Below are 22,528 nucleotides of genomic sequence, written 5' to 3' on the forward strand. Positions count from 1 at the left end.
ATACTAAGTCTTGCCGAAAGGCTAGGACAATGGTGGGCTTACGAAGCGTGTCAGATCCGGAAGGAAGCAGCACTAAGTAGGTGCCGCCATGTGTCTGAATTGAGATAGCTTAACAACAGACTTTAGAGTCTGTATTTTTTTTGCTCAAAAAATGAAAAGGGCCAGTATGTTAATCTTGTAATTAGTGTCGATACAAATTCTGAGTTTAATGTATGATTATCATTTTGGGTAGTTACCTGATGCTTATATCAGTTGAATTGGTGGGAATGGGAAATGTCGTCATGTTAGTTGCGGTTCCTATGACGATAGATTGTTTCACATAGATGTATTGATCCATTACTGATGGGAGATTTATAAATATAACAGCCTCATATTTCGATTCGCTTTATGGAATTTATAGTTTACTTGTGGTAAAATTAATGGCATAATATTTTATTTTTTTATTACAAGGAGATGCTTATGAAAAGAAAAAGCATACAATCTCGTGAATCAAATTTTGAACTCTTGAGAATATTAGCCATGTTGGGTATTATTGTATATCATTTGGTAATGCATCATCTAGATTACAGTAGATTTGCAATAGTTGATCCAGAAAATGGCTCTAATTTCTATCATTTAGAAATAATCCAAATCATGTATACTTTTGGTCAGATAGGAAATACCTTATTTATTTTAATAACAGGATATTTCTTAATAGGTAAGCTAAATATCAATGTATTGAAACCAGGTGTTAGGTTATTAAATCGTTCCTATTTGTTAGCAATTATTTTATTAGGTCTCTCTTTTTTATTTGGCAGATTTCATATGCCGTTTTCATCGAGTTCTGATATACACATGGCGCTCAACGGTTGGTGGTTTATTGGATATTATATTTTTATTATTATATTTGCGAAATTTTTTCTTAATGATTTTCTTGATAGATTAGATAAAAAAGGTTATCTAAATTTCATTCTAATACTTACGTTACTTTTAAGTTTTATGGAATTTTTCAACGTTCTTACAAATCTTAAGATACAAAATTTTATGATCGGAATTCTAGTATACTCCATAGGTGGTTTTATTCGTTTATATAATCCCTTAAAAGGTGTGAAGACCTTCACTTTGATATTTTGTATTGTAGTCTTTATGTTTATTCAAATTGTTCAGTACAAAGTAAATTTAAATACAAATATGAGAGAATTTTACCAAGATCCAAGTGTGTTATTCGCAAAATCTCCGTTTACAAATGTGTTGTGGTCTCCAAGTATACTATTTATGATATGTAGTGTGAGTATTTTCGAGTTATTTAGTCGCCTGAATATAGGGAGCCTTAGATTTATTAATGATGTATCTGCTGCCACGTTTACAGTCTATCTTTTTCATGAATCTTCGTTTTTTAGAAAGATACAATTTAAAGGGATTCCATTACCAAATAGACTAGGCATATTAAAAGAAGCTTCAACTAAAATCCTAGATAAAGAGCCGATGAGAGGCTCTATTGCTCAAATAGACAATGCAGAAGGTTGGATTAATTTAAAAGACTTTCTAAATATTAGCCAAGTCTTTCAAGACCGAGGCGTTAAACTCGGCTTGTTTTATATGGCGATATTAACGGTGTCAATATTTACAATTGGTATTTTTTTTGAGTTTTTAATTAGATTCATCAATAAAGTATCTAAGAGTATTTTTTATAATGATTTTAAAAAAATCAAAAGAAAATTGGAATAATTTTTTAAATAAGAAATCAGACTCTTGTTTGTGGAAAACTATAGCGGGTTTTATTATTTTCACGCTTTTCCAGTATTTTGATTACTGAAGAAAAGCAGAATAGATAACAAAAAATGGAATTCAAGCTTAGGTTCTTGATTTGCTTATAAAAGAATAATCAAATAATTAGGCATTAAACAATTAGGTTGATGGCAACAATTTTAAAAGAGGGGTATCACAAATCAATCAACTTATTCGGGAAGCACATAGTTTTTACGGATGAAACAATTTTTTGATGGATGCCTAAAAATATGAAAAGAGACAGCAGTCAATAAAATCATGATTGCTGTCTCTTTCCAATTATTCTGTTAAAATAAAGTTTTATTTTAAGTTGATCACTTTTTCTCCCAGTTCTTTACCAGCCATACCTTGAGTCGCCTTTAAAAGAACTGGATTTTCCGAGTTATTTAAATCATAAGAGATAATAGCTTTCGCTTTATCACCAGGTTTGATATCATCTAATTGATGTTCAGTGAATTCTGTAAATTTTTCATCTTGAGGTGTCATACCCACTGTCAATTTTTCACTATCTTGAGTCAATCCCATACAGGCAATCCAAATAGTAGAAGCAGAAATAGGTTCATCACTATTATTCGTCACTTCATAAATGATTGCTAATTGAGTTTTTTCTCTGAGTAGATTTTCATCTACAGGTAAAACTTCAGTAGATAGTATTTTTAGTGTAGCCATATCAATTTTTAACGTGTTGTCTTTGAAATAGGTTCCTTCTGTTTTCTTTTGAGTAGTTGAAGTGTCTTTAGTTTCTTCCTCTTTAGTTGACTTAGTATTTCCACCGCAAGCAACTAACGTTATACAGCATAATGTTAATGCTCCTAATTTTACCAAATTCTTCATTTACAAATCCTCACTTTATCAAATAATCTTTAGAGAAGTGCCTTGGAAAATAAAAGTCCAGTTCATTTTTACAGGTCATATTACTCTATACTACCTTGTATGTTTGTAAATAACAAGATGAGTTCAGCTTGTTAAGCGATTATTTTGAAAAATCATCCTCATTTATGATTTTCATTAATTTTATTGAAGATATATTTATTTTTTGCCCCAAAAATACGATAATCAAGTAAAATAAATATGGAACAAGTAGGTTTAACATTGTTGCTTTAATCCGAAATAGAAAGGTAATCGCTCCGTCAATAAAATAGCAAAATAGTTGAAAGAAGAGGGGTATCCAAATGATTAAGTTGTGGGATGATTTTGGATCAACCTTGATAACGGAGATTAATGCAGCTTTGGGTTATGCAATTCTAGCCCGTAGTGTTACTTATGGACTTGAGTTTTGTCAGCCATTATTGAATAGTACAAAATGAACATACAAAAAACCTATTCAAAAGAGCGTATTCCGCATTTTTGAATAGGTTTATTTTCTAACATTAAAAACTACGGCCGCCCCCTCCAAAGGTTCCACCGCCAGTTGAGTGAGTGCTGCTTCCACCGCCCCCAGAACTGCCTCCGCCAGAATTATTTCTAGGAATACGGCGAGTTGTAACAAATGAGTTGACTAGAGTATCCTTGCGTCGAGTTAGATTAAGGGTAGATTTTTCTCTAAATGGGTATTTATAGGTGCCAAATTTTAATTGGTACTTTGAAACACTCACCGCAAAAAAGATACCACTTAAAATTATTGCTGCTAGGAAAGCGATGATAATTTCTGTCGTTGTTAAGGTTTTATAACGAGTGATTTTACCAGTTTCTGTGTCTACACGATAATGTCCACCTGGAACGCCTTGGTCAAAGTAATAGCTGACATTTTTTAGGAAGCTTTTAGTAGACTGAAAGTAATGGCCATCTATCATACTAGGTTCCATGTCATCTAAAGTCTTTTTAATCCGTCTATCATCCATATAATCGATCATATTACCAGAGGTGGAAATAATGAAGGATCGTTGATTCATATCGATATAAAAGGTGATACCATTCTTATCTTTACCAATGCGATCGAGCATATAATAATCCGCGAATCTTTTCGAGTCAATATCATTATCAGTATTCGTCACAATAAAAATACGCGCCTTTGTTTTTGATTCGATAGGTGTGATGGTTTCTTTCAGTTGAGTGATTTCCTCAGAAGTAAATAGGGAAGCTTGGTCATCAATTGAATCTTCAGCCGCTTGAACATGAATAGAAAACCCGAATAGTAGAGAAATTAAAACGAATAGAGTAAAACTTATTTTTCTCATATAAACCAGCCTCCTATCAAGAAAAGAGCTAAAATTGTAGCAAAAATACCAAAGGTAAATAAACCTAATCGCCTATAACTTACAGGCAAAATTCCGCTAACTTTTCCAGTTTGACCGTTCATCGCATAATAATACACTTTTTTTGACTGCTCATTGCTTCGATAAGTTACGACCCAAATCGGTAGTAACATATAGTGGTTTTCTTCGTTATTCAACGAAATATCAGTCCGTAGTTTTGTTAAAGTCGTATAACCAGAAGCCGTATCTCTTAATAATGATTCAGAATAATTTTTTAACTCACTTTGGATAGATTTTTGGATAGCTTCATATTCAATGTCACGTTTTTCAGCCTGAAATCCAGCTAAATATTGACTTTTAAATGAAACGGCTTTATCCAATAGAAAGGGTTGGACGGCTTCTACCATTTTTTGCTGTACATTTTTGGAAAGAGCATTTTTGATCAACTCTTTAAATGAAATCTGACCTTGTCGTTGCACATCGAATTGCTTGGTTTCAGTGTATTCAAGGTCACCAATACGCCAAATTCGAATACTTGTACCCGTGCCGTTCATTTGACCATTGATCTCAGCGTCTACAACCCAATAGGGAAAATAGACACCTGTCATTTTATCTATTTGTTCTTTGTTGAAAAAATCTTTAGGAATAAACCATTTTTTCTTTGTCCAGTCTAAAAATTTTTCAACAGCTTCTTCTTTTTCAATGGAAAAAGGCAGAACTTTTTCTGGGAGAAAGTTACCACTCAATCGTCCAGATAAAACAACTGGACTGTGACAATAGTAACAGTAGGTAGCTGCAGTTGTAGCTTCAGTAACAATTTGTGCGCCGCAGCTTGGACAATTGAATAATTCCATTGCACCTTCTAATGTGTCTTCAGTCATACTATCTGTACCAGTAGCTTCTTTAAATGAAGATTTTTCCTCAATTGTCATATGATCTTCTTGTGATTCAGCTGAAAAAGTTAGCTCAGGCTCAGAAGGACTATCTTCTAAATGCGCGTTTCGTTGCGCTTTTTCGTATGTGGAGACTTCATCTTCGGTGTAGACATTTAAACAGTATTCACAATGGAATTTTTGATCTTTGGGATCGAACAATAAAGGTCCACCGCAATTTGGGCATTTGTGTGTAAATGTATCCATCATGATTGTTCCTTTCTTTGCGTGCTTTAGTACTTTAAAGAGTAGATGGAAAAAGGGCAGGACGCGGTTGCCCAGCCCTAAACTCTTGGTTTATAAAGGGATTCCTTGGAAAGGTTTGCCGCAATGTGGACAGAATTTTGGAATACCGTTGGATAAATCAACGATTTCACTACATTCACTGCATTTCATCTCTAATTTTGGTTTTTCATTTGTCGGTTTTGGCGTACCGCAATTAGAACAGAATTTACCATTATTTTCAGTTCCACATTGCGGACAAGTCCATGTATCAGCCGAACCTTGAGCATTTTGTTGATTTTGTTTTTCTTGCATTTGTTGTTGGTTGGTTTGAGAGGCTTGGGCAAAGTAATTACCACTTGTGTTCATGCCCATGCCAACACCCATAAACCCATTCATTGCGCCACCTTCGTTATTTCCAGCAGCTTCCATGCCGCGAGCCATTGCCCCTTGCACATACCCCTCGCGGACACCAGCGTCACTAAGCATTGCGCCCTGATTTCGCATATTGATCAGTTTAGTAGAATCGTCTGTATAAGAGATGCTAGCTACAGCGACAGAGACGATTTCCATTCCGCGTAGTTCGCGCCATTCGTCATCTAATGCTTGCCCCATATATTTGCTTAATTCTAAACTTTTAGAGGGTACATAAGAGATTCTTTCACCGTCAGCAGACATTTTGTTGATTGCTGATTGTAGGGCTGTTAGGAATTCAGCTAGGTATTGTTCATTGATATCATCAATGTCTACTTGAGTTTTATTTCTAGGAATTGCATTTGAAAAGAACAACAAAGGATCAGTGATTTTGATTGAGTAGTTCCCATGTGCGCGTAAAAATAGTTCAGCATTATAGAAATTATCAAAATAATTGATTGGTGAAGAGGTGCCAAACTTGATTCCTTTAATTTCTTGTAAATTGATATAAAAGACTTGTTGTTTTTGAGGTGTTACGCCACCAAATTTAAAACGATCAAATGTTTCCGAAATCGCTTCTTTTAAAGAGCCGTTGAATGCAGAAGGGGCAGAATCATTTTTCACGGTGTAATAGCCTTCTTCAGCTGTGTAGTCGATGATTTTACCACCATCAACTAAAATCATCATCATATTTGGATAAACATGTATAACAGAACCGTCAGTCAAAACATCTTCAGTTCCTTTTCGATTAGAGCCACGTTTATCATTCTTTCGAACAAAAACGCCCTTTGTCATAACGGTTGTGTCGCCCATGTTGTCCGGTTCGATGACTTCGATCCATTGATCCGCTAATCCGCCACCTATTGTACTTGTTGCTGCTTTTATAATTCCCATGTAAAAATCCCTCCTAAAATTGAAAGCGTATCGGGCTAGATAATTGATCAAGCCTGTATAGCTAAATAAAAAGTAGTAAGTAAAAATAGTATACCACAGGTAGACGCAAGAAAAATACTGCTAGAGACTGAACATAGAGTGAAAGTAACTAGTTAGAATAGGCTAAGTTAAATTTTTTATGTTTTTTATAAAAACTTCTTTTTTTACCTTAGACATAGAAGAATAAGGTATAATAAATAAAATAGCATTGAATCAAAGACTTGGGGGATTGAAAAGTGGAAAGAAGAAAACAAAAAAACTCGAATAAACCGTTAATCTTGGCTCTTGGGGGAGGTATAGCAATTGTCGCTTTCGTAGGAGGTTATTTTGCCTATAGCTCATGGCAAAAAGCGCAAGAGTTAAACCAAGCTGAAAAGTCCGCTAAGACATTTTTAAAGTATCTTTCAAAACAAGAATTTGAGAAATTTCCTGAATTACTAAATGAAACAACAATAAAAGAAAATGGCTATGATAAAAGTAAAGTCGTTGAAAAATATCAAACCATTTTTTCAGGGATTCAAGCTGAAGGAATTAAAAGTAAAGATGTCAAAGTATCGCAAGAAAGAGATGACCAATACAGTTTTACCTATAAATTAGAAATGACAACTCCTTTAGGGAATTTAAAAGATTTGTCCTACAAAACAACAATCAAAAAATCAGGTGAAGACTATAAAATCAATTGGGCGCCTAATTTGATTTTTCCAGAAATGTCAGGTCAAGATAAGATCTCAATCGGTGTAGATGCAGCAAATAGAGGAGAAATCGTTGATCGCAAAGGTGAAGGTCTAGCTGTTAACCAAGCGTTTGATCAAGTTGGGATCGTCCCTGGAAAACTTGGAGAAGGGCAAGAAAAATCAGACAACATCAAAGCGTTCAGTGAACAATTCAAAGTTTCAGTTGATGAAATCGAACAAAAGCTTAAACAAGATTGGGTGAAACCAGATGCTTTTGTTCCATTAACGATTTCATTTGATCCAGTAACGACGTTGCCTAAAGGAGCAGCTTCCCAAGATACGATTGTTCGTTATTATCCATTAAAAGAAGCAGCAGCACAATTAATTGGTTATGTTGGCGCGATCACGGCAGAAGACATCGAAAAAGATTCAACATTGAGTAGTACTGGCGTGATTGGAAAAGTTGGCTTAGAGCAAGCGTATGATAAACAATTGCGTGGGCAAGACGGTGGTAATATCACGATTACAGATAAAGATGGTAACTTCAAAAGTGTCTTGCAGAAAGTAGATAAAAAAGACGGCGAAAAAATTCAGCTTGCAATCGATAAAAATGTCCAATCGCAAGCGTATGATATTTTTGTGAATCGACCAGGTAGTGCAGTTATAATGGACCCTCAACAAGGAGATCTATTGGCAGCTGCTAGCTCCCCGTCATTTGATCCAAATAAAATGGCCAATGGGATTTCTCAAGCTGATTATGATGGTTATGCAAACAATGAGAATTTACCCTTTACAGCGAGATTTGCGACAGGTTATGCACCTGGATCTACGTTTAAAACAATCACAGGTGGTATTGGTTTGGATGCTGGTACTTTAAAACCTGACGAAGAAATAGCAATCAATGGCCTAAAATGGCAAAAGGATGCCTCATGGGGAGATTACTTTGTCACCCGTGTAAAAGAAGCAAGTCCAGTAAATTTAAGAACTGCTTTGGTGAATTCTGATAATATCTATTTTGCGGAGCAAACATTACGCATGGGCGAGGATACGTTTAGGAAAGGGTTAGACAAATTTATTTTTGGTGAAAAATTAGATTTATCGATTCCGATGAACCCAGCACAAATTTCTAATGAGGATAAGTTCAAGTCTGAGATTTTACTAGCAGATACAGGTTATGGTCAAGGACAGCTATTAGTTACTCCGATACAGCAAGCATCAATGTACACGGTATTCCAAAACGAAGGAAAACTCGTTTATCCAAAAATAGAGCTGAATAAAGAAACGAAGACGAAAGAAAATGTCATTAGTTCAAATGCAGCAAATACGATTGTAAATGATTTGCTTGGTAGCGTGGAAGATGAAACAGGTTATGTACACAACATGTATAATCCAGAGTTTTCTTTAGCGGCAAAAACAGGAACAGCTGAAATCAAGGATAAACAAGATACCGTTGGAAAAGAAAATAGTTTCCTTTTAGCGATGGATCGAAGCCATAACAAGTTTTCAGCAATGATTATGGTAGAAGATTCTAGAAAAAATGACACAGCGACAAATATCAGCAAACCATTGATTGATTATTTAGAAGCAAATATCAAATAATAATTGGAGATTGGGCGAAGCGTACTAGCGTTTTTGCCCTTCTTTAGTTTTAGTAGCGCGTTTTTTTACGAACGATTAAAAATATGCTACAATTAACCAACTACATGATGAAAGAAAGGGATTTTTTGTGCGAATTTTAGCGATCGATACTTCGAATCAGACATTGACAATTGCTGTTTGTGAAGATAATAAAGTAATGGGACAATATACAACGACTGTTAAAAAAAATCATAGTTTGACGTTGATGCCTGCAATCGCGCAGCTTGTGAAGGAAGTGGGCTTAACACCAAATGATCTTGATCGCATCGTGGTCGCTCAGGGACCAGGATCTTATACAGGGTTAAGAATTGGTGTTACCACAGCGAAGACACTTGCTTATACATTAAAAAAAGAATTGGTTGGTATATCTAGTTTGAAAGCACTGGCTGCAAATTGTGTGAGTATCAAGGGAGCGATTATCCCTGTGTTTGATGCTCGAAGGAATAACGTTTATACTGGGGCTTATGAATATGTTGATCGTCAATTAACAACCGTTATCGCTGATCAACATATTTCGATAGAAGAGTGGTTAGAACGACTAAAAGGATTTGATAATCTTTATTTTGTTGGTGAAGACGTAGAAAAATTCCGATCACAGATAGAATTGACTTTACCTAACGCTGAGATCTGTGATATATCTCAATGGCAAGTTCCGAGCGGAGTCGCTCTTGCAGAGCTTGGCAGAACAGCTGAGCCTGAAGCGGATATTCATCACTTTTTACCCAATTATTTAAAACGAGTAGAAGCAGAAGAAAATTGGCTAAAAGAACATACACCTGAGGTAGAAAATTATGTTGAAAAAATTTAATCTTTTTCATAGTATTCTGGGAATCTTTTTTAAAAATCGTCCATATGATGAAAAGAAAGTTGAAATTTCAAATCAAGAGTATGTTTTACGCGCAATCGCTTTGGATGATATCAAAGATTTGCTATCCATCGAAAGGGAAGTTTATGCAGGAGAGCTACCTTGGACCAAAACAGCTTTTTTAGTTGAACTTCAATCTCCAGATCCTCATCTTTATATACTAATTCAAAAAGAGGGACAAACGATTGGTTTTATTGGCTGCCGTATTTTTGGTCACGATGCCCATATTACAAATGTTGCTGTGTTGACTCAAAATCAAGGAAAAGGAATCGGCAGTTTCTTAATCCGTGAAGTGCTTGAATTTGCAAACGTTAATGGTTGTGAAACGATCTCTTTAGAGGTTAGGATCAGTAACAAAAATGCGCAGCGTGTGTATCGCCAACTTGGTTTTGTCTCTAATACGATCAAACCAAATTACTATACAGAAGACAAAGAAGATGCGTTAGAGATGATTTTATATTTAAAAGAAGAGTGAAATAATGTATTATTCAAAAGAAAATATACCGACAGAGCACCGTGCTGAAAATCTTTGGTACTTAAGTGAGCATTCATACAGTTACGGGTCACCATGGAATATCGAACAATTTAAAAGTGATTTAGATCAAAAAAATAGTCATTACCTGATCTTAGTTGAAAACGATCAGTGGATTGGTTTTATCAGTTATCATTTGATTTTAGGTGAGGTTGAAATAACCCATGTTGTGATCCATAGCGAATTTCAGCAGCAAGGGTATGGCAGTCGCTTGCTTGAACAACTGATTCAGCGTTTTATTGAAGAAAAAGTTTACCAAGTATTTTTAGAAGTTCGAGAATCTAATTTAAGTGCACAAAAATTATATGAAAAAAAAGGATTCAAAACAATCAACCGTCGAAAAAAATATTATAGTCAGCCTAAAGAAGACGGGATCGTTATGTGTTTAAAGTTTAAGGAAGTGAATCAATGACTTTTTTTAATAAAGAAAGAAAATTAATATTGGCGATTGAAAGTAGTTGTGATGAAACCAGCGTTGCGATTATTGAGGATGGTGCTACAATTTTATCAAATATTGTAGCATCTCAAGTGAAGAGTCATCAACGGTTTGGTGGAGTTGTACCGGAAGTTGCTAGTCGTCACCATGTGGAAGAAATTACCTTATGTATTGAAGATGCCCTAGATGATGCAGGAGTGAAACCTAGTGATTTAAGTGGTGTTGGTGTTACATATGGACCTGGCTTAGTGGGGGCTCTATTGATTGGTATATCCGCTGCCAAGTCATTTGCTTGGGCTCATGGTTTACCATTAATCCCAGTAAATCATATGGCCGGACATATCTATGCTGCTAATTTTATCGAACCTTTACAATTTCCCTTGATAGCCCTATTGGTTAGTGGAGGTCACACAGAATTAGTTTATATGAAAGAATCAGGGTCATTTGAAATCATTGGTGAAACAAGAGATGATGCTGCTGGGGAAGCGTACGATAAAGTAGGTAGAGTTTTAGGTTTAACCTATCCAAGTGGCAAAGAAATCGATGAGTTGGCTCATCAAGGAGAAGATACGTATCATTTCCCTCGAGCAATGATCAAAGAAAACAATTATGATTTTAGCTTTAGTGGCTTAAAAAGTGCATTTATCAATACTGTTCATAATGCTGAGCAACGCGAAGAAAAATTGGTAGTGAAGGATTTAGCTGCTAGCTTTCAAGCAAGCGTGATTGATGTATTAGTAGATAAAACGATTCGAGCATGTAAAGAATACCCGGTCAAGCAATTAGTGATGGCCGGTGGCGTAGCCGCCAACAAAGGGTTGCGTGAGCGTTTGAGTGTGGAAGTTGCTAATGAACTTTCTGGTGTAACGTTTATTGTTCCGCCACTTAGATTATGCGGAGATAACGCTGCAATGATTGGTGCTGCTGCTTTTGTTGAAGCGGAAAAAGGTCATTTTGCTGATTATCACTTAAATGCGGATCCTAGTTTGTCTTTTATGACGATTTAAAAGTGAATCGCACTAAACACTAGGCAGAGAGAAAAATATTTGCTATAATAAACCCAGTTTAATAATGATTCAATGAAAAAGAAAGTACTTCATTAAGTTGTCCAAGCGATTTCGGGTTGGTGAAAGCCGAAAATAATCAAATGAAGGAAGCGCACTTTTGAGAATCTGCATAGGCAGACGGCTATCTACCGTTAATAGATTAAGTGGGTCCAATCTTTAAAAAGAATGGACAAATAGAGTGGTACCGCGGGGAAATCTCGTCTCTGGTGTTTTTTAACACTAGGGACTTTTTGTTGTGAATCATCAGACACCTTAGATGGTAAAACGACATATAGACGAGACAAAAGTGCTAATTAATATCAAGAATAATCGAACCGCAAAATGATGAATACTTGTCAATTAGCAAGTATGTATTGAACAGTAAAATCGACTATCAGGAGGATACCTATGAATAACAAAGAAATCGTAGCAAAAGCCATTTTTGAAGTAGTAAAAGAAGATCTATCTCTAGAAACTATTACACAATTATTAGAAAATCCAAAATCTGTCGATCATGGAGATGTAGCATTTCCAGCATTTTCATTGGCGAAAGTCTATCGTAAAGCGCCCCAACAAATCGCAGCTGATTTAGCTGAAAAAATATCTGGTACGGATTTCGAAAAAATTGAAGTGGTTGGTCCATATTTGAACTTTTTCATGAATAAAAAAATGATCAGTCAAGCAGTGATCGGTCAAATTAGCAAAGAAAAAGGTCATTATGGAGATAGTTCAATTGGTGAAAAAGGGAATGTGCCAATTGATATGTCCTCACCGAATATTGCAAAGCCAATTTCAATGGGACATCTTCGTTCAACTGTAATTGGAAATTCAATTGCATTTATTCTTGAAAAAATTGGCTATACACCGATTCGTATCAATCATTTAGGTGATTGGGGCACTCAGTTTGGTAAATTGATCGTGGCCTACAAAAAATGGGGGTCAGAAGAAAGTGTCAGGACAGAACCAATCACAGAATTGTTGCGTTTATATGTTCAATTTCACGAAGAAGCCGAAACTCAACCAGAATTAGAAGAAGAAGCTCGTGCTTGGTTTAAGAAACTAGAAGAAGGCGACGAAGAAGCCACAGAATTATGGCAATGGTTCCGGGCTGAATCATTAAAAGAGTTTGATAAGATTTATTCGATGTTGGAAGTCTCGTTTGATTCATATAATGGTGAAGCTTTTTACAACGATAAAATGGCTGAAATTGTCACAATGTTAGAAGAAAAGCATTTATTAAAAGAAAATCAAGGTGCTGAAATCGTTGATTTATCTGCGTATGATTTAAACCCAGCGTTGATCAAAAAATCAGATGGTGCCACGCTTTACATTACCCGTGATCTAGCAGCAGCTGTCTACCGTAAGCGCACATATGATTTTGCAAAATCAATTTATGTTGTAGGGAATGAACAAAGCAATCATTTCAAACAATTAAAAGCTGTTTTAAAAGAACTTGGCTTTGACTGGTCACAAGACATGCAACATGTGCCGTTTGGTTTGATTACACAAGGTGGTAAAAAGCTATCAACTCGTAAAGGTAAAATTGTTTTACTTGAAGAAGTGTTGAATGAAGCAGTTGAATTAGCGAACAAGCAAATCATGGAAAAAAATCCTGATTTGCCAAATCGTGAAGAGGTTGCTAGACAGGTTGGAATCGGTTCAGTTATTTTCCACGATTTGAAAAATGACCGATTGAATAATTTCGACTTTGTGCTTGAAGAAGTTGTTCGCTTTGAAGGTGAAACAGGTCCTTATGTGCAATATACTCATGCACGTGCAATGAGTATTTTGAGAAAAGCTAATTTCGTTATTGATGAGACAAAAGAGTATGGATTAGATGATAAAGACAGTTGGGAAGTAGTTAAGTTACTACAAAAATTCCCAGAAGTTGTAATGCAAGCGGCTGAAAAATATGAGCCATCTGTGATTGCCAAACATGCTATTCAAGTTGCACAGGCATTTAATAAATATTATGCACATGTCAAAATTTTAGCTGAAGATGATCAAAAGGAATCACGTTTAGCTTTAGTTTACGCAATGGCAACCATCATTAAAGAGGACTTACGTTTGCTAGGATTACATGCACCAAATGAAATGTAAGAAGCCTAGAAAGTAGTTCACCGTCTACTTGAAGTTTAAGGGACTGATATATAACTCTTCAAGTTATATATCAGTCCCTTAAATGTGGTATAAATAACATCAACTCTTATACCAAGTGATTGTTTACGACTTCCAATTTTGTTGCATTTGATCCAAAAGATCAATAACATCTTTTGTTAAAAACAATGAGCGATTTGGTTTTCGCCCTTCAATCATTTTAATCATATTAGTTATTTCATAATTTAAAGCTTGATTACTATCACCAGAAACAATTGTCTCTACGGTACCATCGTTAAAAAAGATTTTTGCCTCATCTGCTCGAGGGTATTCATTAATCACAATGTATGCATCTTCAAAAGCAACGATCCCTTGTTTAGGCATTTTTGCTTGAAAGCTTAAAGAGATTGTAGCCAATTCTTGTGCTTCATTTTGAAGAATCGTTGCGGATTGTTCATCTACACCAGTTGAGAATGGCTGCATGACAGAAGCGATAACTTTTGGTTGAGCAGTGAGGAACCAACGTGCAAAAGAGACTGCGTATGTTCCGATATCCAAAAGAGCACCACCGGCTAAATCGGGATTAAAGAAACGATTTGTTGGATCAGGATCTTTATAACTACCAAAAGGTGCTTGAATCATTTTTAATTTACCGAAACGTTTAGAATCTATCTGACTTCGTAATTCATGATATAAAGGCATATTGAAAATCGTCATCGCTTCAGCTAATATCAATTCTTTTTCTTCAGCTAATTTCATTGCTTTAGCCAATTCTTGACTATTCATGGTAATAGCTTTTTCGCAAAGAACGTGTTTGCCTGCTGCTAATGCTTTTAAAATGTGCTCAATATGTTGCCTATTAGGTACTGCAATATAAACAATATCTATCGTTTCATCTGCTACTAGATCATCAAATGAGCCATATGCTGCAGGAATATTGTGTTCTTTAGCAAATGTTTCAGCTTTAGATAATGTTCTAGATGCAACTGCCGTTATGCGACTATGCTCTTGTTGGAAACTCTCCACAAAACTAGTTGCAATGTCCCCAAGGCCAATGATGCCCCAATTGTAATGCTTCATAAAATGATTCCTCCTTAATTTTAAAAGTTGAATAGCGAGTCATCTACAGCAAAAAGAGAAGCAAAAGGTTGTTACGTACGATAACCAAATTTTTTGCCTGTTGCTAGCGTATCAAGCATTTGTTTTCATTATACATGAGTAGTCCAAAATAATGGATTATTTTGGACAGAAGTACGGAATTGTCTTATTATTTATGGGAATAAGCTGAATGTTTCTTAAAAATACAGAAATAAGTGAATCAAAGAGATGCATTTTTTGTATATTTTCAGTAAAATAGGGAAAGGAGGCGAAAGTCATGCACCAAATGTATATAGATATTCTTATCGATGCAATTATTGAACAATTTGAAACGGAAGAGAACTTTTATACGGACTATCTCCAAACTACAAAGGAAAATTGGGATAACTGGAAAAAGGGTAGAATTAATTTAACTAGCGAAGAAATGCAAAAAGTAAAAAACTTATTTTCTGATTATGAATGGATGTTGACACAAAAAGTATTGCGTCAAACCATCCTATTTCCAGAAAAAAGAAACATTGCTGTTTCAGAGTATAAACGTTTAAAAACATTAATAGCCAAAAAATGGCTGCAGTCTGGATTGGGGATTGCGGAATTGATACCATCAAAGACAAACCACGAAGAAAAAGAACAATCTTTTATAGATTTAAAAGTAACCGTTTCGTATGGTGAGTGGGGCTTTGATGATATTGTTACTTTCAGATTACCAGCTACACTACAAGGACAGTTAGAAGGTTCAAAAGTGGAACTGCTTGATTGGGTAAATGAAAATTTGATGGGTACTTACGTTGGTGAATAAGTAAGTAAGGGAGTTTTATCGTGAAACAAATTTTAGGAATTTTATCCGTCATTATAGTATTAGGAGCTGTGATTTATGTCTTTTTTGGTCATGCTACTCCAAAAGAAAAAACAAAAAATAGCATTGAAGATACAAAAGCAACAAGTATAACTGTTTCGTCAACTACATCTGAAGCAAAAACGGAAGCATCAACAACTACGACTACAACAGCTGTTGATTGATTGTATGGAAAAAAACTGATATAATCAGTCAGCCATTGTCCTAAGCTAGCAAAAGTTAGAGTAGGATCGAATACAAGACAAAGTAGGGAATGTATGAATAGTCCAAGGTATAAGAAGAAAAAAATGAGAAAAACCAATTTACCAGCGCTTTTTGCGGGTTTATTGATTGTTGGTGTGGCATTTATTTTTTCAATCAATGTGTTGTCAGATAGTTCAAAGACAGAAGAAGAATCTGCTCAACAAAAAGAGCAAGTTTCAAAAGAACAGTTTATTGATAGAATTAGTCCCCATGCAAAAGAACTGCAAGCGTCTTATGGCGTTTTACCCAGCATTATCATCGGACAAGGAATTTTAGAATCAAATTGGGGACAGAGTACTCTTGCCTCGAAATATAATAATTTATTTGGAATCAAGGCATATGGGGATCAAAAAAAAGTTAATCTTGAAACGCGGGAATATATCAATGAAGAGTGGATTGTTATTCAAGGAGATTTTCGAGTATATGATACATGGGAAGAATCGATGGATGACCACACACGATTGTTTGTTAACGGTGTAACATGGAATCCTCGTCTGTATGAACATGTTCTTTTAGCAAAAAATTATAAGCAAGCCGCACGTGCGTTACAAGATGCAGGTTATGCGACAGATCCGACTTACGCAGATAAGGTAATTCATGTGATCGAGAGTTACGATCTTAATCAATATGATCGTTGATTAATAGAGTAAAAGGAGTGGGTTGAATGAATGAAAAGTGGGTACCAGAAATCGTTACACCTTTAAAACAGGATATTGTTCAAGTCCCTAAAGTTATTGCGCAAGCGAGTGGAATCCGAATTTTTGGGAAAAAAATCAAATCAATTATTTTTACAACAGATATTGCTATTATTCGAAATACAGATGCTAACGCAGTAATTGCTGTTTATCCGTTTACGCCTCATCCAGCAATCACTAAAAGTATTATTGAGGCAGCAGATATTCCTGTTTTTTCAGGTGTTGGAGGTGGGTTGACCCAAGGACAACGTTCTGCTTATATGAGTTTATTTGCAGAAGCACAGGGATCAATCGGAGTTGTGTTAAATGGACCGACACCAGTTGAAACAGTTGAGATGGTTTGTGAAGTTGTTGATATTCCAGTAGTCAGTACTGTGACGTCTATTCATACACCAATCGATGAAAAAATAGCTGCAGGAGTTACTATGATCAATATTAGTGCCGGAAAAGAAACAGCTAAGACGGTTCAATATTTTCGACAAAAGTATCCGAAATTACCGATTATTGCAACAGGTGGACCAACGGATGCGTCAATTACAGAAACAATCGAAGCTGGGGCAAATGCGATTACATATACACCGCCTAGTAATGGAGAGCTTTTTAGCCATAAAATGGACAAATATAGAAATCTCGAAAAAAAGAACGACGTTTAAAACGTAGTAATTAAATTTTAATTGAAATTAAGAAGAATCAATGGATAATCCAGTATGTTATCATTGATTTTTTTTGTACATTTTTATCAATCTGAAAGTTATATTACAAAATGATTATAAATAGAATAAACTAGTTTTACTATCTTAAAATTAGTTTATTATATGTTATTATTAAAGAAAATGAGTTAGGAGTTGGAAAAAAGTATGAAGAAATATTGTTACGTGGTTGGTGCAGCACTGTTACTTTTTGCTGTTAACGGTACATTTTTGTCAGCTGAAGCGACTGAAAAGTTAGGTGACGAGAGTTATCAAGAAGCAGTTGAAGCAGGTTATACAGCTGGACAAATTCAACAAATCCAAGAAATGCCGGATTTTTCGTTAGAAAATATAGAGGAAGCACCAGCAGCTAGGAGTGCAGTCGCATTTTCGACATCTCAAAAAAATCAAGTAGTTGCTGAAGCAAAAAAACATTTAGGTAAACCCTATGCGTGGGGTGGAAAAGGTCCGAATGTATTTGATTGCTCAGGATTGACACGCTACGTATTTTTACAAGTAACTGGAAAAAATATTGGGGATTATACTGTTCCTCAAGAAAAAGCTGGAGAGCAAATCGGCGTTGCACAAGCTGAACCAGGGGATTTATACTTTTGGGGTGCCAAAGGAAATACTTATCATGTAGCGGTTGCCATTGGTAATGGGCAATATATACACGCGCCAAATGAAAAAGAAGTCGTGAAAATCAATTCAACTACTTATTTTAAACCGAGTTTTGCTGTTAGAGTAATCAAAAATAGCAATAATAATAATAATTCAAAACTAGTAAGCTATAGAACTCATCTTCAAGATTTTGGTTGGGGAAACTACGTTCAATCTGGGCAGACGAGCGGATCAGTTGGAAAATCAAAACGCTTAGAAGGAATTCAAATCAAGTTAGATTCTTCAATTAGTGGGAATATCCAATATAAAACTCATATCCAAGATATTGGCTGGCAAGCTTGGAAATCCAATAATGAACTTAGTGGAACTACAGGTAAGAAGAAAAGATTAGAAGCTATTCAAATTCAATTGACAGGTGCAGCAGCTACTAAGTATGATGTTCATTATCGTGTTCACTCTCAAGATTATGGCTGGCAAGCTTGGACAAAAAATGGACAATCTGCTGGAACGCAAGGCTTATCAAAACGTTTAGAAGCAATTGAAATAAAATTAGTTCCTAAAAATACAGCACTAACTACGGGTGGAAAACCTGCTTTTATTAAAAGATAGATAAAGTTTAAATGAAAACAAATTTTAAATAATTAGTGGAATCAATAAGAGACTCTGTAAAATTTCAATGAAAATTGTTTTTTTCATTGAAATTTTCAGAGTTTTGTACTATTGTATACTAATACAAGAAGCTTATATATGGTCAGAATAAGGCTGGCCGTCTCTACCCAACACCGTAAATGTTGGTCTATAAGTGAAGAAGTGTCCTAGACTCTTTTTTGCTTACGCAGAAAAGAGTCTTTTTGTTTTTTTAGAAATGTCGTATTTAAAAATTGGTGAGGGAGTCGGAAAAAATGGAAGAATTAGTACAACGAATCAAAGAAGATGGCCGTGTTTTAGGGGAAGGTGTCTTAAAAGTAGATAGTTTCGTTACCCATCAAGTTGATCCGAATTTAATGGAAGCGATAGGCTATCGTTTCGCTGAAGTCTTTGCAAATGCAGGCATTACTAAAGTTGTTACAATTGAAGCATCAGGTATTGCACCAGCGCTATTTGCAGCAAAAAAATTAGAAGTACCAATGATCTTTGCTCGTAAAGCCAAAAGCTTAACAATGGACGAAGAGTTATTGACTTCATCGGTTTATTCGTTTACTAAGCAAGTAACAAGTCAAATTTCAATTTCAAGAAAATTCTTATCAAGTGAAGATAAAGTGTTGATCATTGATGACTTTTTAGCAAATGGTCAAGCTGCTAAAGGTTTGGTTGAATTATGTCAACAGGCAGGAGCTCAAGTAGATGGAATTGGGATTGTCATTGAAAAGTCTTTCCAAGATGGACGAGAGTTATTAGAAGAAATGGGGATGCGCGTTGTGTCATTAGCTCGCATTGCTTCTTTAAAAAATGGCGAAGTCGAATTTCTTGAGGGGGATGCATAACTTGGAAAGTAAAACTGAACAAAAAAATCTAGTGGGTCAAACTGAAACAGGGAACGGAAAAGCAGCGGTGTTGGGTCTTCAGCATTTGTTAGCGATGTATGCTGGAGCTGTGGCTGTACCATTGCTGATTGGAACAGGGTTGAATTTTAATTCAGAACAAATGACTTATTTGATTTCAATCGATATTTTTATGTGTGGGATAGCAACGTTATTGCAGTTGACGGTTAATAAATTTTTCGGTATTGGTTTGCCGGTGGTGCTTGGCTGTGCGATTCAAGCAGTAGCTCCGTTGATTATGATCGGTAATGATAAAGGTGTAGGCGCAATTTATGGCTCAATTATCGCTTCAGGAATTTTTGTTGTATTCATTTCTGGGATTTTTTCGAAAATCAAAAAGCTATTTCCACCATTAGTGACTGGTACGGTGATCACCGTAATTGGTTTAACGTTGATTCCAGTCGCGGTTGAAAAAATGGGTGGAGGTCTAGCGGTAGATCCTAATTTTGGTGATGGGACGAATTTGCTTTTAGCCTTTGTAACAATTGCACTGATTATTGTGATTCAAGTTTGGGGTCGAGGATTCATAAAGTCTATTGCTGTTTTAGTTGGCTTAGTCGGTGGTACAATTCTTGCAGCTATCCTAGGACAGGTTAACTTAAGCCCTGTTGGTGAAGCGACATGGTTTCATTTTCCTCAACCTTTTTATTTTGGTACGCCAACATTTGATATCTCTTCAATTGTCTTGATGATCATTATTTCGATCGTTAGTATGGTTGAATCAACAGGGGTTTATTTTGCGTTAGGGGATATCACTGGAAAACGTATTGGTGAAGAAGAACTAAAAAAAGGATATAGAGCAGAAGGTTTAGCAGTTATTTTAGGGGGGATTTTTAATACATTCCCTTATACTGGTTTTTCTCAAAATGTTGGATTGGTTCAACTTTCGGGGATCAAAACGAGAAAACCTATTTATTATTCCGCTTTTTTCTTGATTATCTTAGGTTTATTGCCAAAAGTTGGTGCCATTGCCCAAATTATTCCAGAACCTGTGTTAGGTGGAGGAATGTTAGTGATGTTTGGTATGGTAGCTGTTCAGGGAATGAGAATGTTATCAAAAGTTGATTACAATAATGATAAAAATTTACTGATCATTGCTATTTCAATCGGCTTTGGTTTAGGATTTAACATGATGCCAACATTATTCCAGCAAATGCCAGAAACATTGAGAATGTTTACAGGTAACGGAATTGTCATGAGCAGTCTGACAGCGATTATATTAAATTTGTTGTTTAATGGATTAAAGAATGAAGAGCAAAATGAGGAATGATAATACAGGAAAAACCGGATATTTTTCTGGTTTTTCTTTTTTTGTCTGTCTAATACGAACAATAAGATTAAAAAAAACTATAATATTCGATTTTATTTTGACACGTAAGATTTCCGTTGATAAAATATAATAAGAGTAAAGAAAGGGGAATATTATGTCTGTCGTAGTTTCAATAGTTATGGGAAGTACATCTGATTGGGAGACCATGAAGCACGCGTGCGATTGTTTAGATGAATTTGATGTTTCTTATGAAAAAAAAGTTGTATCAGCACATCGGACACCTGATTATATGTTTGAATTTGCGGATCAAGCGCGTGATCGTGGTGTTAAGGTCATTATTGCAGGTGCAGGTGGCGCAGCACATTTACCTGGCATGATTGCAGCGAAAACAACACTGCCTGTCATTGGTGTCCCAGTTCAATCTAGAGCTTTGAATGGGCTGGATTCATTGTTATCCATTGTTCAAATGCCTAGTGGTGTTCCTGTTGCTACGACTGCTATTGGCAAAGCTGGCGCAGAAAATGCCGGACTACTTGCAGTTCGCATGCTTTCCATGTATGATGTAGAATTAGCAGGGAAATTAGAAGCAAGACGTAAATTTCTTGAAGAAACTGTGATGGAAAGTAGTGATGAACTTGAATAAACCTCTATTACCGGGACAAATGATCGGTATTATTGGTGGCGGACAATTAGGTCGGATGATGGCGTTAAGTGCACGAGAAATGGGTTTTCGTGTTGGCGTTTTAGATCCAACTGTTGATTGTCCTGCTGCTCAAGTCGCTGATTGGCATTTGTTAGCTGATTATGATGACATAGAAGCCTTAGAAGAACTGGCAAAACGCTCGCAAGTTTTAACGTACGAGTTTGAAAATGTGGATGTTGGTGCATTGATGCAAGTTCAAGATTTAGTAAGTATTCCACAAGGGACAGATCTTTTAGCGATTACACAAGATCGCCTGCTTGAAAAATCTTTTTTAGAAGCAAATAATATCGTGATCGCTCCATACGCTACGATTGTAAGCCCAACGGATATTCAAGATGCCATTGACGGTATCGGTTATCCTTGTGTGTTGAAGACGACACGTGGCGGTTATGACGGTAAAGGTCAATTTGTTTTGTATAGCACATCAGATTTAGCCCCATCGATGAATATCCTAAGAGAAGGGACTTGTGTTTTAGAAGCATGGATTCCTTACGAAAAGGAAATCTCTGTATTGGTCAGCGGAAATGGGCAAGGAGAGATTACGGTATTTCCTGTGGTGGAAAATATCCATCGTAATAATATTTTACACGAAACAATAGCGCCAGCTCGCGTAGACGGAGAAGTGGTTGAAGAAGCCCAAAGAATTGCTCGTGTCATTGCAGAATCAGTTGACTTAGCGGGAACGTTAGCTGTAGAAATGTTTTTGACTAGTAATGGTGGTATCTATGTGAATGAGCTTGCTCCGAGACCGCACAATTCAGGGCACTATTCAATCGAGGCTTGTTCGATGAGTCAATTTGATGCGCATATTCGTGGTATTTGCGGTTGGCCGCTACCTGAAATCGAGTTATTATCAGAAGCCGTAATGGTTAATATTTTAGGGAATGAAATCTATGAAACCATGGATGTTATTGCTGAAAAACCGAATTGGCATTTCCATTATTATGGTAAAGCCGAGGCAAAGAAAGATAGAAAAATGGGTCATATCACTATTTTAACAAAAGATATTTTTGAGACCTTAGAAGACATATATCAAACCAATATTTGGGATTAAAAAGGAG

General features: G+C 35.8%; 22 protein-coding genes, 1 other RNA gene, 1 pseudogene, 1 riboswitch and 1 other annotated feature. Of the genes and pseudogenes, 19 read left to right on the plus strand and 5 right to left on the minus strand.

Annotated elements, in window-relative coordinates:
• The first annotated feature begins 19 nt into the window (after positions 1–19).
• An RNA gene (gene ffs / locus AC4BB5_RS08060) (signal recognition particle sRNA small type) lies at positions 20–104 on the plus strand.
• Between the two features lie 355 nt (positions 105–459).
• Positions 460–1,707 (plus strand): acyltransferase family protein, encoded by a 1,248-nt coding sequence (locus AC4BB5_RS08065; protein WP_490458831.1) that lies wholly within the window; start codon positions 460–462, stop codon positions 1,705–1,707.
• Positions 1,708–2,067: 360 nt separating this feature from the next.
• On the opposite strand, the gene AC4BB5_RS08070 is transcribed toward AC4BB5_RS08065, so the two are convergent.
• The gene (locus tag AC4BB5_RS08070; RefSeq protein ID WP_490458832.1) at positions 2,068–2,601 is read right to left on the minus strand and encodes a DUF5067 domain-containing protein; all 534 of its coding nucleotides are present in this window, start codon (positions 2,599–2,601) and stop codon (positions 2,068–2,070) included.
• 338 nt (positions 2,602–2,939) lie between these two features.
• On the opposite strand from AC4BB5_RS08070, the gene AC4BB5_RS08075 reads away from it, so the two are divergent.
• Positions 2,940–3,074, plus strand: coding sequence for a hypothetical protein (locus tag AC4BB5_RS08075; protein WP_490458833.1), 135 nt, complete (start codon positions 2,940–2,942; stop codon positions 3,072–3,074).
• Between the two features lie 63 nt (positions 3,075–3,137).
• On the opposite strand, the gene AC4BB5_RS08080 is transcribed toward AC4BB5_RS08075, so the two are convergent.
• The 3 genes from AC4BB5_RS08080 to AC4BB5_RS08090 form a co-directional block, all read right to left on the minus strand.
• Positions 3,138–3,944: a TPM domain-containing protein gene (locus tag AC4BB5_RS08080; protein WP_490458834.1), complete on the minus strand. Its 807-nt coding sequence runs from the start codon at positions 3,942–3,944 to the stop codon at positions 3,138–3,140.
• Positions 3,941–5,101, minus strand: coding sequence for a TFIIB-type zinc ribbon-containing protein (locus AC4BB5_RS08085; RefSeq protein ID WP_490458835.1), 1,161 nt, complete (start codon positions 5,099–5,101; stop codon positions 3,941–3,943). The genes AC4BB5_RS08080 and AC4BB5_RS08085 overlap by 4 nt, the downstream gene beginning before the upstream one ends.
• A gap of 90 nt (positions 5,102–5,191) precedes the next feature.
• The gene (locus AC4BB5_RS08090) at positions 5,192–6,424 is read right to left on the minus strand and encodes an SPFH domain-containing protein (protein WP_490458836.1); all 1,233 of its coding nucleotides are present in this window, start codon (positions 6,422–6,424) and stop codon (positions 5,192–5,194) included.
• Between the two features lie 275 nt (positions 6,425–6,699).
• Between AC4BB5_RS08090 and pbp4 the strand changes: the two genes are divergently transcribed.
• The 6 genes from pbp4 (at position 6,700) to argS (ending at position 13,754) form a co-directional block, all read left to right on the plus strand.
• Positions 6,700–8,736, plus strand: a complete 2,037-nt coding sequence (pbp4, locus tag AC4BB5_RS08095) for a penicillin-binding protein PBP4(5) (RefSeq protein ID WP_490458837.1) — start codon at positions 6,700–6,702, stop codon at positions 8,734–8,736.
• Between the two features lie 127 nt (positions 8,737–8,863).
• The gene (gene tsaB / locus AC4BB5_RS08100; protein WP_490458838.1) at positions 8,864–9,583 is read left to right on the plus strand and encodes a tRNA (adenosine(37)-N6)-threonylcarbamoyltransferase complex dimerization subunit type 1 TsaB; all 720 of its coding nucleotides are present in this window, start codon (positions 8,864–8,866) and stop codon (positions 9,581–9,583) included.
• On the plus strand, positions 9,567–10,115 hold the full coding sequence (gene rimI, locus AC4BB5_RS08105; protein WP_490458839.1) for a ribosomal protein S18-alanine N-acetyltransferase: 549 nt from the start codon (positions 9,567–9,569) through the stop codon (positions 10,113–10,115). The genes tsaB and rimI (AC4BB5_RS08105) overlap by 17 nt, the downstream gene beginning before the upstream one ends.
• Positions 10,116–10,119: 4 nt before the next feature.
• Positions 10,120–10,584, plus strand: a complete 465-nt coding sequence (gene rimI, locus AC4BB5_RS08110; RefSeq protein ID WP_490458840.1) for a ribosomal protein S18-alanine N-acetyltransferase — start codon at positions 10,120–10,122, stop codon at positions 10,582–10,584.
• The gene (tsaD, locus tag AC4BB5_RS08115) at positions 10,581–11,615 is read left to right on the plus strand and encodes a tRNA (adenosine(37)-N6)-threonylcarbamoyltransferase complex transferase subunit TsaD (RefSeq protein ID WP_490458841.1); all 1,035 of its coding nucleotides are present in this window, start codon (positions 10,581–10,583) and stop codon (positions 11,613–11,615) included. The genes rimI (AC4BB5_RS08110) and tsaD overlap by 4 nt, the downstream gene beginning before the upstream one ends.
• Before the next feature lie 63 nt (positions 11,616–11,678).
• Positions 11,679–11,883: a binding site (T-box leader), on the plus strand.
• A 179-nt stretch (positions 11,884–12,062) separates the two neighbouring features.
• Positions 12,063–13,754, plus strand: a complete 1,692-nt coding sequence (gene argS, locus AC4BB5_RS08120; protein WP_490458842.1) for an arginine--tRNA ligase — start codon at positions 12,063–12,065, stop codon at positions 13,752–13,754.
• A gap of 123 nt (positions 13,755–13,877) precedes the next feature.
• Here argS and AC4BB5_RS08125 read toward each other — a convergent pair whose 3' ends face one another.
• Positions 13,878–14,831: a Gfo/Idh/MocA family protein gene (locus AC4BB5_RS08125; RefSeq protein ID WP_490458843.1), complete on the minus strand. Its 954-nt coding sequence runs from the start codon at positions 14,829–14,831 to the stop codon at positions 13,878–13,880.
• A 295-nt stretch (positions 14,832–15,126) separates the two neighbouring features.
• Between AC4BB5_RS08125 and AC4BB5_RS08130 the strand changes: the two genes are divergently transcribed.
• From AC4BB5_RS08130 to purK, 10 genes and pseudogenes are all read left to right on the plus strand, one after another.
• Positions 15,127–15,648 (plus strand): hypothetical protein, encoded by a 522-nt coding sequence (locus AC4BB5_RS08130; protein ID WP_490458844.1) that lies wholly within the window; start codon positions 15,127–15,129, stop codon positions 15,646–15,648.
• Positions 15,649–15,668: 20 nt separating this feature from the next.
• A complete protein-coding gene (locus AC4BB5_RS08135; protein WP_490458845.1) occupies positions 15,669–15,869 on the plus strand; it encodes a hypothetical protein in 201 nt (66 codons plus the stop codon).
• Between the two features lie 93 nt (positions 15,870–15,962).
• On the plus strand, positions 15,963–16,586 hold the full coding sequence (locus AC4BB5_RS08140) for a glycoside hydrolase family 73 protein (RefSeq protein ID WP_490458846.1): 624 nt from the start codon (positions 15,963–15,965) through the stop codon (positions 16,584–16,586).
• A 26-nt stretch (positions 16,587–16,612) separates the two neighbouring features.
• Complete coding sequence (locus AC4BB5_RS08145; RefSeq protein WP_490458847.1) at positions 16,613–17,296, plus strand: hydrolase; 684 nt, start codon at positions 16,613–16,615, stop codon at positions 17,294–17,296.
• A gap of 399 nt (positions 17,297–17,695) precedes the next feature.
• Positions 17,696–18,079: pseudogene (locus AC4BB5_RS08150) on the plus strand (C40 family peptidase); the annotation flags it as partial.
• Positions 18,080–18,562 carry a hypothetical protein gene (locus tag AC4BB5_RS08155; RefSeq protein ID WP_490459044.1) on the plus strand — a complete coding sequence of 161 codons (483 nt, stop codon included), beginning with the start codon at positions 18,080–18,082 and terminating at the stop codon, positions 18,560–18,562.
• A gap of 112 nt (positions 18,563–18,674) precedes the next feature.
• Positions 18,675–18,772: riboswitch (purine riboswitch) on the plus strand.
• A gap of 83 nt (positions 18,773–18,855) precedes the next feature.
• Positions 18,856–19,437: a xanthine phosphoribosyltransferase gene (locus AC4BB5_RS08160; RefSeq protein ID WP_490458848.1), complete on the plus strand. Its 582-nt coding sequence runs from the start codon at positions 18,856–18,858 to the stop codon at positions 19,435–19,437.
• A 1-nt stretch (position 19,438) separates the two neighbouring features.
• Positions 19,439–20,764, plus strand: coding sequence for a nucleobase:cation symporter-2 family protein (locus AC4BB5_RS08165; RefSeq protein WP_490458849.1), 1,326 nt, complete (start codon positions 19,439–19,441; stop codon positions 20,762–20,764).
• A 154-nt stretch (positions 20,765–20,918) separates the two neighbouring features.
• Positions 20,919–21,407, plus strand: a complete 489-nt coding sequence (gene purE, locus AC4BB5_RS08170) for a 5-(carboxyamino)imidazole ribonucleotide mutase (RefSeq protein ID WP_490458850.1) — start codon at positions 20,919–20,921, stop codon at positions 21,405–21,407.
• The gene (purK, locus tag AC4BB5_RS08175; RefSeq protein WP_490458851.1) at positions 21,391–22,521 is read left to right on the plus strand and encodes a 5-(carboxyamino)imidazole ribonucleotide synthase; all 1,131 of its coding nucleotides are present in this window, start codon (positions 21,391–21,393) and stop codon (positions 22,519–22,521) included. Before purE ends, purK begins: the two co-directional genes overlap by 17 nt.
• The last annotated feature ends 7 nt before the right edge of the window (positions 22,522–22,528 follow it).

The organism is Enterococcus sp. AMC1252 (assembly GCF_058216515.1).